12 protein-coding genes are annotated in these 12,648 nt (G+C 73.6%); 5 read left to right on the top strand and 7 right to left on the bottom strand.

Going from position 1 to position 12,648, the window contains the following annotated elements:
• Positions 1-50 precede the first annotated feature (50 nt).
• Together ACFY1P_RS30765 and ACFY1P_RS30760 are read left to right on the top strand one after the other, a co-directional pair.
• On the top strand, positions 51-596 hold the full coding sequence (locus tag ACFY1P_RS30765) for a cysteine dioxygenase (protein WP_390752497.1): 546 nt from the start codon (positions 51-53) through the stop codon (positions 594-596).
• The gene (locus tag ACFY1P_RS30760) at positions 593-967 is read left to right on the top strand and encodes a rhodanese-like domain-containing protein (protein ID WP_390752478.1); all 375 of its coding nucleotides are present in this window, start codon (positions 593-595) and stop codon (positions 965-967) included. The genes ACFY1P_RS30765 and ACFY1P_RS30760 overlap by 4 nt, the downstream gene beginning before the upstream one ends.
• Positions 968-1,353: 386 nt before the next feature.
• Here the strand turns inward: ACFY1P_RS30760 and recX are convergent, their stop codons facing one another.
• The 4 genes from recX to ACFY1P_RS30740 all read right to left on the bottom strand — a co-directional run bounded on the left by recX (position 1,354) and on the right by ACFY1P_RS30740 (position 4,690).
• Positions 1,354-1,935 carry a recombination regulator RecX gene (gene recX, locus ACFY1P_RS30755; protein WP_390752496.1) on the bottom strand — a complete coding sequence of 194 codons (582 nt, stop codon included), beginning with the start codon at positions 1,933-1,935 and terminating at the stop codon, positions 1,354-1,356.
• Positions 1,936-1,981: 46 nt separating this feature from the next.
• A complete protein-coding gene (gene recA / locus ACFY1P_RS30750) occupies positions 1,982-3,100 on the bottom strand; it encodes a recombinase RecA (protein ID WP_361520660.1) in 1,119 nt (372 codons plus the stop codon).
• 177 nt (positions 3,101-3,277) lie between these two features.
• A complete protein-coding gene (locus tag ACFY1P_RS30745; RefSeq protein ID WP_361520826.1) occupies positions 3,278-4,393 on the bottom strand; it encodes an AI-2E family transporter in 1,116 nt (371 codons plus the stop codon).
• 102 nt (positions 4,394-4,495) lie between these two features.
• On the bottom strand, positions 4,496-4,690 hold the full coding sequence (locus ACFY1P_RS30740; protein ID WP_095578978.1) for a DUF3046 domain-containing protein: 195 nt from the start codon (positions 4,688-4,690) through the stop codon (positions 4,496-4,498).
• Between the two features lie 79 nt (positions 4,691-4,769).
• Between ACFY1P_RS30740 and ACFY1P_RS30735 the strand changes: the two genes are divergently transcribed.
• The 3 genes from ACFY1P_RS30735 (at position 4,770) to ACFY1P_RS30725 (ending at position 11,371) form a co-directional block, all read left to right on the top strand.
• Complete coding sequence (locus tag ACFY1P_RS30735) at positions 4,770-5,690, top strand: hypothetical protein (RefSeq protein WP_390752477.1); 921 nt, start codon at positions 4,770-4,772, stop codon at positions 5,688-5,690.
• Positions 5,691-5,775: 85 nt separating this feature from the next.
• Complete coding sequence (locus ACFY1P_RS30730) at positions 5,776-10,521, top strand: ATP-dependent helicase (protein ID WP_390752476.1); 4,746 nt, start codon at positions 5,776-5,778, stop codon at positions 10,519-10,521.
• A 46-nt stretch (positions 10,522-10,567) separates the two neighbouring features.
• Positions 10,568-11,371, top strand: a complete 804-nt coding sequence (locus tag ACFY1P_RS30725) for a DNA-formamidopyrimidine glycosylase family protein (protein ID WP_361533900.1) — start codon at positions 10,568-10,570, stop codon at positions 11,369-11,371.
• Positions 11,372-11,386: 15 nt separating this feature from the next.
• On the opposite strand, the gene ACFY1P_RS30720 is transcribed toward ACFY1P_RS30725, so the two are convergent.
• The 3 genes from ACFY1P_RS30720 to ACFY1P_RS30710 form a co-directional block, all read right to left on the bottom strand.
• Positions 11,387-11,686 carry a hypothetical protein gene (locus ACFY1P_RS30720; RefSeq protein ID WP_390752475.1) on the bottom strand — a complete coding sequence of 100 codons (300 nt, stop codon included), beginning with the start codon at positions 11,684-11,686 and terminating at the stop codon, positions 11,387-11,389.
• 109 nt (positions 11,687-11,795) lie between these two features.
• Positions 11,796-12,008, bottom strand: a complete 213-nt coding sequence (locus tag ACFY1P_RS30715) for a hypothetical protein (RefSeq protein ID WP_390752474.1) — start codon at positions 12,006-12,008, stop codon at positions 11,796-11,798.
• A gap of 77 nt (positions 12,009-12,085) precedes the next feature.
• Positions 12,086-12,556, bottom strand: a complete 471-nt coding sequence (locus tag ACFY1P_RS30710; RefSeq protein ID WP_361533891.1) for a DNA starvation/stationary phase protection protein — start codon at positions 12,554-12,556, stop codon at positions 12,086-12,088.
• Positions 12,557-12,648: the final 92 nt, after the last annotated feature.

Genomic DNA, 12,648 nt, shown 5'->3' with positions numbered 1-12,648 from the left:
TTCGCGATCACTCAGGACGGTCTTCTGTGTTTCTTCCGCTGCCCGTACCCGTGCCGTCTGCCCGGCACACGTCAGCCGCCGCTTCCCCCTCGGTCTCGTCCGCGGCGCCCTCGGCGGCCGAACTCCTCGACTTCGCCCGCAGGACGGCCGACGACGCCGCGCTGGTCGCCTCGCTCCCGCTCGATCCCGAGGGCCGCACCTGGATGCGGCTGCCCGGGCCGGGCGGCAGTGAGGCATGGCTGATCGGCTGGCCGCCGGGCGCCGGGACCGGCTGGCACGACCACGGCGGTTCGCACGGCGCCTTCGCGACGGCCGCGGGCGGGCTGACCGAACAGTCTCTGGCCGCCCAACTCCCCACAGAGGGCTGGAAGGTGCTGGAGCTGGCCGACGGGGTCGACCGTGAACGGCAGCTCCCCGAAGGGCAGGGCCGGGCCTTCGGCCCGCACCATGTGCACCAGGTGTTCAACACCTCGCGGACCGGGCATGCGGTCTCCGTGCACGCCTACTACCCACCGCTCCCGATGATGCGGCGCTACAGCCGCACGGGGCAGGTGCTGCGGCTGGAGCAGGTCGAGTGGCCGCAGGAGTGGGCATGAGGGTCGAGGAACTGCTGGCCGCCGCCCGTACGGGCCTGGACCGGCTCGGTCCCCTGGAGGCAGCGGCGGTCCAGGCCGAGGGCGGGCTGCTGGTCGACATCCGCTACGCGGCGCTGCGGGAACGTGACGGGCTCGTGCCCGGGGCGCTGGTCGTGGAGCGCAATGAACTGGAGTGGCGGCTCGACCCGTTGAGCGAACACCGGGCGGCGGAGGCCACCGGGCACGATCTCCGCGTGGTCGTGATCTGCGACGAGGGCTACGCCTCCAGCCTCGCCGCGGCATCCTTGCGCCTGCTGGGCATTCGTCACGACACGGACTTGGCCGGGGGCTTCCAGGCGTGGCGGGCAGCGGGTCTCCCGGTGGACCGCTGACGAAGCGGGCCCGTCCGGGCCCAAAAGGTCCGGGGCCGGGTGCTCAGGAAGTCCGGTGCGTCACCTGCGGGTGGTTCGTGGCTGGTCGCGCCCACGCGGCGGAGCCGCATGTCGAAAGAGCCCCGCGCCCCTTCGGGGCGCTGCCGAACCGCACCGGACTCCGTCAAGCCCGCTTGGACCGAGCCGGACCCCGGCTCCGGGCGCCCCGAGACCGGATGCCTCGCGCACCACCGACACCGTGAGACCAAGCCTGAACCCGGCTGCGGACGGCCGGAGTTCGGACGCCTCACGCAACCCCCTCACGGCAAGCGGCCAAGCCGCCGGAGGGGCCGAGTCCGCGGCCGGAGCCGGGGCCGGGCGCTGCCGAACCGCCGGCTTCGCCGGGCTCACGCATCCGGCAGGTAATGTTCCAGCAGCTCCGCTTCCTCGCCTTCCTCCTCCAGGGCCCGGCGCACCACGCGGAGGGCCAGGCCCTCCGCGTATCCCTTGCGGGCCAGCATCCCGGCGAGGCGGCGCAACCGCTTCTCCCGGTCCAGGCCGCGCGTGGCCCGCAGCTTGCGCTCGACCAGCTCGCGCGCCGTGCGCTCCTCCTGCTCGGAGTCGAGCTGGCCGACCGCTTCGTCGATCACGGTGGGGTCCACCCCCTTGGTGCGCAGCTCGCGCGCCAGCGCGCGGCAGGCGAGCCCCCGGCCGTGGTGCCGGGACTCCACCCACGCGCCGGCGAACGCCGCGTCGTCGATCAGGCCCACGTCCTCGAAGCGGGCCAGCACCTCTTCCGCCACCTCGTCCGGGATCCCCCGCTTGGCGAGCGCGTCCGCGAGCTGCTTGCGGGTGCGCGGGGATCCGGTGAGCAGGCGCAGACAGATCGCCCGCGCCTGCTCCTCCGGCCGTGGTGGTGGCCCTTCCCCGGCCCTCGACGAGGAGGGGCCGCCACCACAGGTCCGGTCGTCCGCATCCGTCTCCGGCAGGTCTTCGGCCTCCGGTCGCGGATACTCCGATCGCCGTGTCACGGGATCAGCTCTTGGCGGACGTGGCCTTGGCCGCCTTGCCCGTGGACTTCGCCGGGGCCGGGACCGACTTGGCCGGCTCGGCCGCGCCCGCCGCGTCCGCGCCGGGCTCGCCCGCCGGGGCCTCGGGCTTGGGGCCGACGCCCAGCTTCTCCTTGATCTTCTTCTCGATCTCGTTGGCGAGGTCGGGGTTGTCCTTGAGGAAGTTGCGGGCGTTCTCCTTGCCCTGGCCCAGCTGGTCGCCCTCGTACGTGTACCAGGCGCCGGCCTTGCGGACGAAGCCGTGCTCCACGCCCATGTCGATCAGGCCGCCCTCGCGGCTGATGCCCTGGCCGTAGAGGATGTCGAACTCGGCCTGCTTGAAGGGCGGCGAGACCTTGTTCTTGACGACCTTGACGCGGGTGCGGTTGCCGACGGCCTCGGTGCCGTCCTTGAGGGTCTCGATGCGGCGGATGTCCAGGCGCACCGAGGCGTAGAACTTCAGGGCCCGGCCACCGGTCGTCGTCTCCGGCGAGCCGAACATGACGCCGATCTTCTCGCGGAGCTGGTTGATGAAGATCGCGGTGGTCTTGGACTGGTTGAGCGCGCTGGTGATCTTGCGGAGCGCCTGGCTCATCAGTCGCGCCTGGAGGCCGACGTGAGAGTCGCCCATCTCGCCCTCGATCTCCGCGCGCGGCACGAGCGCGGCGACGGAGTCGATGACGATCAGGTCGAGGGCGCCGGAGCGGACCAGCATGTCCACGATCTCCAGCGCCTGCTCGCCGGTGTCCGGCTGGGAGAGGATGAGGTTGTCGGTGTCGACGCCCAGCGCCTTGGCGTACTCCGGGTCGAGCGCGTGCTCCGCGTCGACGAAGGCGACGGTGCCGCCGGCCTTCTGGGCGTTGGCCACGGCGTGCAGGGTGAGGGTGGTCTTACCGGAGGACTCCGGTCCGTACACCTCCACGACACGGCCGCGGGGCAGCCCGCCGACGCCGAGGGCGACGTCGAGCGCGGTCGACCCGGTGGGGATGACCTCGATGGGCTCGTTCGGCCGGTCGCCGAGGCGCATCACGGCGCCCTTGCCGAATTGCCGTTCAATCTGTGCGAGCGCGGCGTCCAGCGCCTTCTCGCGGTCGGTGCCTGCCATGGGTTCCACCCGGTTTGCTTGAGTCGATCGCTTCACGTCAACGACGCTAACGCCTGCCACTGACAATGGGCCCGGGCGTCCCCCCTGGCCTGTGGATAACTCGTCTCCCAGAAGGCCCGGAACACCCATGAGAATGGATGTTCGATTTCGGTGTCAAGCGCACCACGCCGCCCCCGCTCACCGCTCGCGCAGCGCCCGCAGAAGCCGGGCCAGGGCCGAGGAACGCGGCCCGTCGTCCGGGCGCCGGCCGTGCACCCGCGGGTCGTCGGTGACGTCGTACCGCTTCACGTAGGTCCCCAGGAACGCCTGGAGCGTCGCCGTCGCCGGGATGGCGATCAGCGCGCCCACCGCGCCGAGCAGCGCGGTGCCCGCGATCACCGAGCCGAAGGCGACGGCCGGGTGGATGTCCACGGTCCTGGCGGTGATGCGGGGCTGGAGCACGTAGTTCTCGAATTGCTGGTAGACCACGACGAAGCCGAGCACCCAGACCGCGTACCAGGGGTCCACGGTGAAGGCGATCAGCATGGGCAGGGCGCCCGCCAGATAGGTGCCGATGGTGGGGATGAACTGGGAGACGAAGCCGACCCAGATCGCGAGCGCCGGGGCATAGGGCACCCCCAGGATCTCCAGCAGCACGTAGTGCGCGATGCCGGAGACCAGCGCCATCAGGGCGCGCGAGTAGAGGTACCCGCCGGTCTTCGCCACCGCGAGCTCCCAGGCGCGCAGCACTTCCGCCTGCCGGTTCGGCGGCAGGACGGAGCACAGGGCACGGCGCAGCCGGGGCCCGTCGGCCGCGAAGTAGAACGAGAACAGCACCACGGTCAGCAGTTGGAACAGCCCGCCGAGGACGGTGGCGGAGACGTCCAGCACGCCGCCCGCGCTGTTCTTCACGTACTTCTGGAGCCAGTCCGAGTGCAGCACGCTCCGCTGGATCTCCACCCGGGAGAAGTCGGTGCGGAACGTCCGGTTGACCCAGCCGATCACGGAGTCGACGTAGGCGGGGAAGTTCTCCACCATCGTCGTGATCTGGTCGGCGAGCATCGAGCCGAGCAGGGCGAAGAAGCCCGCGACGGCGACGGCGATCCCGAGGAGGACCAGGCCGGTCGCGAGCCCGCGCCGCATGCCGCGCGCGGACAGCCGCGCCACGGCGGGCTCGACCGCCAGGGCGAGGAAGAACGCGATCAGGATGTTGATCAGCAGGCCGACGAGCTGGTGGAAGGCCCAGCTCGCCAGCTGGAAGCAGGCGATGAGGGCGAGCGCCACCACCATCGCCCGGGGCAGCCAGCGCGGCATGCGGGCGTCGGTGTCGGGCCTGGGGTGCGGGTCCGCTTCCGGAGCGGTGTCATCTGCTGCCACGGGGCAAGTGTGGCCTATGAGGCGAATCGCCCCGGTTGGTCAGCGCCGGTCGTCGGGGATCTCCAAGGCTCTGCACACCCCGCGCCAGACGTCCTTGGCGTTCCAGCCGGCGTCCAGCGCCTCGTGCACGGTCCTCCCGCCGAGTTCGGACATCACATGATCGCGCGCGAAGGAGTCGGCGTACGCCGCGCCGAAATAATCCGCCATCCGCTGCCAGAAGACCGTCAACCGCATGCGACCAGTATCCCGCCCCTGAGAGTGCTGCCGGGCACGAGCCGCTGACCGGCGGCGCATTCCCCCCTACGGTCGGACCATGGCCCGATCCGGAGCATCCCCCGTAGTCCGTGCCGAGCAGTTCATCTGGCTGACCGCCCGCGTCCTCGAACAGCGAAGATTCGCGTTCCACTTCCTCGACGGCGAGCCCGACGCCGTCGAGGCCGCGCTCACGGCCTACGTGGGCGACGACGGGGGGTACAGCTACGCCCTGGAGCCCGATCTGCGCGGGCCGGTGAGCCAGCCGCTGCACACCGCGCACGCGCTGCACGTGCTCGACGAGATCGGCCGCTGCGGCGACCGGCGCGTGGAGCGCGTCTGCCGCTATCTGACGGCCGTCTCCACCCCGGACGGCGCCCTGCCCGCCCTGCACCCCTCGCTGCGCGGCTATCCGACGGCCCCGTGGATCCCGGTGGTGGACGACCCTCCCAGCGCCCTGCTCGCGACCGGGCCCGTGGTGGGGCTGCTGCACCGCAACGAGGTGTGGCACGCGTGGCTGTTCCGGGCCACCGACTTCTGCTGGGCCGCGGTCGGCACCCTGTGCGCCGGGGCGAAGACCCACCCGTACGAGGTCGAGGCGGCCGTGGCCTTCCTGGACGGCGCCCCCGACCGCCCGCGCGCCGAGGAGACGGCGGAGCGGCTGGGCCGGGTGGTCCGGGAGCAGGGGCTCGCGCTCCTGGACCCCGCGCGGGTGGCGGACTCCCCCGTGCCGGACGGCTACGCCCCGGGCGAGCACCACTTCGCGTACGACTTCGCCCGGACCCCGGACTCCCTGGCCCGCCGCTGGTTCTCCGACGCCGAGCTGGACCGGTCGCTGGACTTCCTCGCCGCTTCCCAGGAGGAGGACGGCGGCTGGCCGATCCGGTGGCGGGAGTGGGCGCCGGGCACGAGGCTGGAGTCCCGGCCGATGGTGACCATCTCCGCCCTGCTGACCCTGCGCGCCTACGGCCGGACGCTGTGACCCAGCCCTCGCTCCCCCTTCCCCCACGGCAGCACTGACCTGCGAGTTCGGGCCATTGTCAGTGGTGCGGTGCACGATGGTGGGCATGGCGGACGACAGTGCGGCCGGACCGGCCGAAGCGGTGGGCGACCCGGCGGGGGCGCTGGCGGGGTTCTCCCCCGCGACACGTGCCTGGTTCACGGGGGCGTTCACGGCGCCCACGGCGGCGCAGAGCGGTGCCTGGCGGGCGATCGGCGCGGGTTCCGACGTTCTCGTGGTGGCCCCGACGGGCTCCGGCAAGACGCTGGCCGCCTTCCTCGCCTCCCTCGACCGGCTGGCGAGCACACCGCCGCCCGCGGAGGTGAAGAAGCGCTGCCGGGTGCTCTATGTGTCCCCTCTCAAGGCCCTCGCCGTGGACGTCGAGCGGAATCTGCGCAGTCCGCTGACGGGGATCCGGCAGGAGTCCGTCCGGCTGGGCGTGCCCGAGCCGGAGATCCGGGTGGGCATCCGCTCCGGTGACACCCCGGCCACCGAGCGGCGGGCGATGGTCAACAGGCCGCCGGACATCCTGATCACCACTCCCGAGTCGCTGTTCCTGATGCTCACGTCCGCCGCGCGGGACGCCCTCGCCGGGGTGGAGACGGTCATCCTGGACGAGGTGCACGCCGTCGCCGGCACCAAGCGCGGCGCGCACCTGGCCCTGTCCCTGGAGCGCCTCGACACCCTCCTCCCGCGCCCCGCCCGGCGCATCGGCCTGTCCGCGACGGTCCGGCCGGTCGACGAGGTGGCCCGCTATCTCTCGCCGCAGCGCAAGGTGGAGATCGTCCAGCCGCCGTCCGGCAAGGAGTTCGACCTCTCGGTGGTCGTCCCGGTGGAGGATCTCGGGGAACTGGGCGGCTCACCGGCCCAGGAGGGCGGCGACGGCAAGGAGAAGCCGTCGATCTGGCCCCATGTCGAGGAGCGCATCGCCGACCTCGTCCAGGCCCACCGCTCGACCATCGTCTTCGCCAACTCCCGCCGCCTTGCGGAGCGGTTGTGCAACCGGCTCAACGAGATCGCCTACGAGCGCGCCACGGGCGAGCCCTTGCCCGAGCACCATTCCCCGGCCGAGCTGATGGCGGAGTCCGGTGCCGCCAGGGGCGCGCCCCCGCTGCTCGCCCGCGCGCACCACGGCTCGGTCTCCAAGGAGCAGCGGGCGCTGGTGGAGGAGGACCTCAAGGCGGGCCGTCTCCCGGCCGTCGTCGCCACGTCCAGCCTGGAGCTGGGCATCGACATGGGCGCGGTCGACCTGGTCGTCCAGGTCGAGTCCCCGCCGTCGGTCGCCTCCGGCCTCCAGCGGGTCGGCCGCGCCGGGCACCAGGTCGGCGCGGTCTCCACCGGCGTGGTCTTCCCGAAGTACCGGGGCGACCTGGTGCAGGCGGCCGTGGTGACGGAGCGGATGCGCGAGGGGGCCATCGAGTCGCTGCGCGTGCCCGCCAATCCGCTGGACGTGCTGGCCCAGCAGATCGTCGCCATGGTGTCCATGGACACCTGGGACGTGCAGGAGCTGCTGGCGGTGGTGCGGCGGGCGGCGCCCTTCGCCGCCCTGCCCGAATCCGCCTATACGTCGGTGCTGGACATGCTCGCCGGGCGCTATCCGTCCGACGCCTTCGCCGAGCTGCGGCCCCGCCTCGTCTGGGACCGGATCGCCGGTACGGTCACCGGCCGCCCCGGGGCGCAGCGACTCGCCGTCACCTCGGGCGGCACCATTCCCGACCGCGGTCTCTTCGGTGTCTTCCTGGCGGGCGCCGACCCCAAGAAGGGCGGCGGCCGCGTCGGGGAGCTGGACGAGGAGATGGTCTACGAGTCGCGGGTGGGCGACGTCTTCACCCTCGGCACCACCTCCTGGCGGATCGAGGACATCACCCGCGACCGGGTCCTGGTGAGCCCCGCCCCGGGCGTCCCCGGCCGGCTGCCGTTCTGGAAGGGCGACCAGCTGGGCCGCCCGCTCGAACTGGGCCGCGCGCTGGGCGCGTTCCTGCGCGAGGTCGGCGGCCTGGCACCCGAGGCCGCCCGCGAGCGGCTCACCGCGGCGGGCCTCGACACCTGGGCCGCGGAGAACGTCCTGTCCTATCTCGCCGAGCAGCGCGAGGTCTGCGGGCACGTGCCCGACGACCGGACGGTCGTCGTGGAGCGGTTCCGTGACGAGCTGGGCGACTGGCGCGTCGTCGTCCACTCCCCGTTCGGTGCCCAGGTGCACGCCCCCTGGGCACTGGCCCTGGGCGCGCGCCTGACGGAGCGGTACGGCATGGACGCCCAGGTGATGCACGCCGACGACGGCATCGTGCTGCGCCTGCCGGACGCCGAACTGATGGACCTGGGCCTGCTCGACGCCGACCCCTCCCTGCGCGGCATGGAGTACGACGCCGACCGGTCCCCGGTGGGCGCCGCCGACGTCACCTTCGACAAGGGCGAGATCGGCCAGGTCGTCACCGATCAGGTGGGCGGCTCCGCGCTGTTCGCCTCCCGGTTCCGCGAGTGCGCCGCCCGCGCCCTGCTGCTGCCCCGCCGCAACCCCGGCAAGCGCACCCCGCTGTGGCAGCAGCGTCAGCGGGCCTCCCAGCTGCTCCAGGTCGCCGGGGAGTTCGGGTCGTTCCCGATCATCCTCGAGGCCGTGCGCGAGTGCCTTCAGGACGTCTTCGACGTTCCCGGACTGACGGAGCTGATGGGCGACATCGAGGCCCGCCGCGTCCGGCTGGTGGAGGTGACCACCGCGGAGCCCTCCCCGTTCGCCCGCTCGCTGCTGTTCGGCTATGTGGCGCAGTTCCTCTACGAGGGCGACTCCCCGCTCGCGGAGCGCCGGGCCGCGGCCCTCTCGCTGGACTCCCGGCTCCTCGCCGAGCTGCTGGGCCAAGCCGAGCTGCGCGAGCTGCTCGACGCGGACGTCCTCACCGAGCTGGAGCGCGAGCTCCAGTGGCTGACCGAGGACCGCCGGGCCAAGGACGCCGAGAGCGTCGCCGACCTGCTGCGCATCCTCGGCCCGCTCACCGGTGCCGAGTTGGCCGCGCGGGGCGCCGATCCGCGGTGGGCGGAGGAGCTGGCGGCCGCGCGCCGGGCGATCCGCGTCCGGATCGCCGCACAGGACCACTGGGCGGCCGTCGAGGACGCCGGGCGGCTGCGGGACGCCTTGGGCACGGCGCTGCCGGTCGGCGTGCCCGAGGCGTTCACGGAGCCGGTCAAGGATCCCCTCGGCGACCTCCTCGCCCGCTTCGCCCGCACGCACGGCCCGTTCACCTCCGCGCAGGCAGCGGCCCGCTTCGGCCTCGGCCCGGCCGTCACCGACGGCGCGTTGCAACGGCTCGCCGCGAACGGCCGTGTCGTCCAAGGGGAGTTCCACCCCTCCGGGATCGGCCAGGAGTGGTGCGACGCCACGGTCCTGCGGCGGCTGCGGCGCCGCTCGCTGGCGGCGCTCCGGCACGAGCTGGAGCCGGTGCCGCCCCGGACGCTGGCCGCCTTCCTGCCCCAGTGGCAGCACGTCGGCACGCACAGCCTGCGCGGCGTCGACGGACTGGTGCGCACGATCGAGCAGTTGCAGGGCGCCCCGGTGCCGGCCTCCGCCCTGGAGAAGCTGGTGCTGCCCGCCCGGGTGTCCGACTTCTCCCCCACGATGCTCGACGAGCTGACCGCCGCCGGTGACGTCGTGTGGGCCGGCGCGGGGGCCCTGCCGGGCAAGGACGGCTGGGTCTCGCTGCTGCTCGCGGACGCCGCGCCCCTGCTGCTGCCCGCGCCGCATCCGCTGGAGCTCTCCCCCGTGCACCAGGCCGTGCTCGACGCCCTGTCGGGTGGTTACGGCCTGTTCTTCCGGCAGATCGCCGACCGCGTACGGGCGGTGGAGCCGGGCAGCACAGACCCGCAGATCGCCGAAGCCGTGTGGGACCTCGCCTGGTCCGGCCGGCTCACCAACGACACCCTCGCCCCGCTCCGCGCGCTCCTGGGCTCGGGCAGGACGGCGGGTTCCACGGCGCACCGCGCCAAGCGCGCCGCCCCGCGCGGGCGTTACGGGTCCTTCACCGGCCGGGTGGCCCTCGCGACGGCCCCCACGGCGTCCCGCAGCGGGCCCCCCACGGTCGCGGGCCGCTGGTCCCTGCTGCCCCCGCACGAGCCGGAGCCGACGCACCGGGCCCACGCGCTGGCCCGCACGCTCCTCGACCGGCACGGTGTGGTGACCCGGGGAGCGGTGGCGGCCGAGGGCGTGGAGGGCGGCTTCTCCGCCGCCTATCGCGTGCTGTCCGCCTTCGAGGAGAGCGGCCAGGCCCGCCGCGGTTATGTCGTCGAGGGCCTGGGCGCCGCGCAGTTCGCCATGGAGGGCGCGGTCGACCGGCTGCGGGCCATCGGCACGGCACGCGAGCGGGCGGGCGGGGAGGCCCCCGGGGCCCCGTGGGGTGACGCGGCCGCCGGCCGCAAGGGCGCGCGCCGGCGGGCGGTCGTCCTCGCCGCCGCCGACCCCGCCAACGCGTACGGCGCCGCGCTCCCCTGGCCCGAGCCGCCCACCGGCTCGACCCACAAGCCCGGGCGCAAGGCCGGCTCGCTGGTCGTGCTCGTCGACGGTGCGCTGACGCTCTATGTGGAGCGCGGCGGCAAGACCCTGCTGGCATGGCCGCAGGAGGAGGGCGCCGAAGCGGCGGGCCCGGACGACCCCGGGCTGGCCGAGGCCGCGGCGGCCCTGGCGGAGGCGGCACGCGCGGGCGCGCTGGGCACCGTCACCGTCGAGCGCGTCAACGGCTCCCCGGCGCTCTCCTCCCCCTTGGGGGCGCTGCTGGAGACGGCGGGCTTCCACGCCACACCGCGCGGGCTGCGGCTGCGCGCGCCCTGACCGGTTCGCCACGCCCGCCCGGGGCCGGTGACGGCATCATGGCGGCATGCCCGAAGGAGATACGGTCTGGCGCACCGCCCACACCCTGCACCAGGCCCTCGCGGACCGCCCGCTCATCCGCTCCGACCTGCGCGTGCCCAAGCTGGCCACCGTCGATCTCACCGGCCGTCGCGTCATCGAGGTCGTGCCGCGCGGCAAGCACCTGCTCACGCGCTTCGAGGGCGGCCTCACCCTCCACTCGCACCTTCAGATGGACGGCGCCTGGCGGGTCTACGCCCCCGGGCACGTCTGGCGCGGCGCGCGGCACCAGATCCGCGCCGTGCTGGCCAACGCCGACCACACGGCGGTGGGCTACCGCCTCCCGGTCCTGGAACTGATGCGCACGGCCGACGAGTCCTCCGCCGTCGGTCACCTCGGCCCAGATCTCCTGGGTCCCGACTGGGACCCGCGGGAGGCGCTGCGCCGGCTCCTCGCCGATCCCGCGCGCTCCGTCGGCGAGGCGCTGCTCGACCAGCGCAACCTCGCCGGAATCGGCAATGTCTACAAATCCGAGCTGTGCTTCGTCCTGAGGATCTCGCCGTGGCTCCCCGTCTCGCGCGTCCCCGCACCGGAGCGGCTGCCGGCGCTCGCGAAGAAGTTCCTGGAGGCCAACAAGGCCCGCCCCGCGCGCATCACCACCGCCGACCACCGCCCCGGCCGCCAGCTGTGGGTGTACGGGCGTGCCGACCAGCCCTGCCGCCGCTGTGGCGCTCTCCTGCGCTCCGCCGCTCAAGGACCGCCCGGCCAGGAACGCCCCACCTACTGGTGTCCCCACTGCCAGCCCGCCCCGCGCATTGACCCGGACGAGTGAAGCGGCAGGACCCCGTCAACGCTCCTCCGCACCCCGCCACACCCTCGCGACCAGCCGCCGCACCGGCCCCCGCGCAGGGCGGCGGGTCCAGGGCACACAGTGCACGGGCAGCAGGCTGAGCCCCCAGCCGCCCGCGACGACCAGGCCCTCCACCGGCCCGGCCCGCTCAGGCTGGGCGAGCAGCCGGAAGGCCGCACACCACCACGCACCGCCGAGCACCACCGCCGCCGCCCAGTCGGCCGGTCCCCGCGACCGGCGCCGTCCGCCGGTGCCGCGCCCGCGCCGTATCCCGCCCCAGAAGTCATGCCGGACCATGGCTGCCTCCTTCGGGCGACGGTAGACCGGCTGCCCGGGGCCGGGCAGAGCGCACCGGGGACCGGCGGCGGCGTACATGTGCCGTACGCGCCCTGGGCTGTGGGGTCCGTCAGCCGGACGAGCCGCCGCGGAGGCGGTCCAGCTCGCGCTCCAGCTCCGTGATCCGGTGGTCGCGCTGGTGCAGTTCGACGAGCAGCCGCTGCTCGCCCTCGTGGGTGCCCTCCTGGTACACCCGCCGGACGAAGGCACCGGCTGCCGTCGGGTCGAGGCCGGAGACCATCACCAGCTCGTCCGTGAGGCGGACCACGGGGCTCTCGTCCATGTCCCCAGGGAAGCGCGCCCGCACGGCGCACGCCACCGGAGCCGACGGCATCCCGTGCGCCGTGCCGGGGGCGGCGCTCAGGCGTTCTCCGCCTGGAACATCCAGTGGTGCTTCTCCAGGTCCCCGGTCAGGCCGATGAGGATGTCCTGGGTGACCGGATCCGGGTCCGCCGTGTCCGTGATGCGCTCCCGCATCCGGGTGATCACGGCGTGCAGGGCGTCGACCATGGTCTGCACCGCCGCGGTGTCCTTGTTCCAGCCGTCGCCCACCGCTCCGATGCCGCTGGTCCTGGCGACGGTCGCCGCCCGCCCGTCCGGCGCCACGCCCAGCGCCGAGGCGCGCTCGGCGACGGTGTCGGCGTGCCCGCGGGCGCTGACGACGACCTCGTCCAGCTGGAGGTGGATCGACCGGAAGCGCGGTCCCACCACGGTCCAGTGGACCTGCTTGGCCACGAGGGAGAGATCCACCAGATCGACCAGGGCGCCCTGGAGGGCGTCGCCCACGATCTTCCGGTCCTGCTCGGACAGCGGGCTCTTCACAACAGACATCCGCTTCTCCTGTTCGGGCTGGTAGTCGTCCAGATTGATCGGTTCACTCCCCGTTTCTCCACCATCGCACAAAGGTGCCGATGGGGCCGGAA

Origin of the sequence: Streptomyces sp. NPDC001407 (assembly GCF_042895325.1) — a bacterium.
Lineage (GTDB): Bacteria > Actinomycetota > Actinomycetes > Streptomycetales > Streptomycetaceae > Streptomyces.
Note: the sequence above shows the minus strand (reverse complement) of the source record. Positions and strands in the feature narration are given on the sequence as shown.

Bases quoted from the DNA above. Each gene is read 5' to 3' on its own strand.
- ACFY1P_RS30740 (WP_095578978.1), bottom strand. From the start codon at position 4,690: ATGCGGTTGACGGTCTTCTGGCAGCGGATGGCGGATTATTTCGGCGCG.
- ACFY1P_RS30760 (WP_390752478.1), top strand. From the start codon at position 593: ATGAGGGTCGAGGAACTGCTGGCCGCCGCCCGTACGGGCCTGGACCGG.
- ACFY1P_RS30715 (WP_390752474.1), bottom strand. From the start codon at position 12,008: ATGGACGAGAGCCCCGTGGTCCGCCTCACGGACGAGCTGGTGATGGTC.
- ACFY1P_RS30720 (WP_390752475.1), bottom strand. From the start codon at position 11,686: ATGGTCCGGCATGACTTCTGGGGCGGGATACGGCGCGGGCGCGGCACC.
- ACFY1P_RS30725 (WP_361533900.1), top strand. From the start codon at position 10,568: ATGCCCGAAGGAGATACGGTCTGGCGCACCGCCCACACCCTGCACCAG.
- ACFY1P_RS30730 (WP_390752476.1), top strand. From the start codon at position 5,776: ATGGCGGACGACAGTGCGGCCGGACCGGCCGAAGCGGTGGGCGACCCG.
- recA (WP_361520660.1), bottom strand. From the start codon at position 3,100: ATGGCAGGCACCGACCGCGAGAAGGCGCTGGACGCCGCGCTCGCACAG.
- ACFY1P_RS30710 (WP_361533891.1), bottom strand. From the start codon at position 12,556: ATGTCTGTTGTGAAGAGCCCGCTGTCCGAGCAGGACCGGAAGATCGTG.
- ACFY1P_RS30745 (WP_361520826.1), bottom strand. From the start codon at position 4,393: ATGCCGCGCTGGCTGCCCCGGGCGATGGTGGTGGCGCTCGCCCTCATC.
- ACFY1P_RS30735 (WP_390752477.1), top strand. From the start codon at position 4,770: ATGGCCCGATCCGGAGCATCCCCCGTAGTCCGTGCCGAGCAGTTCATC.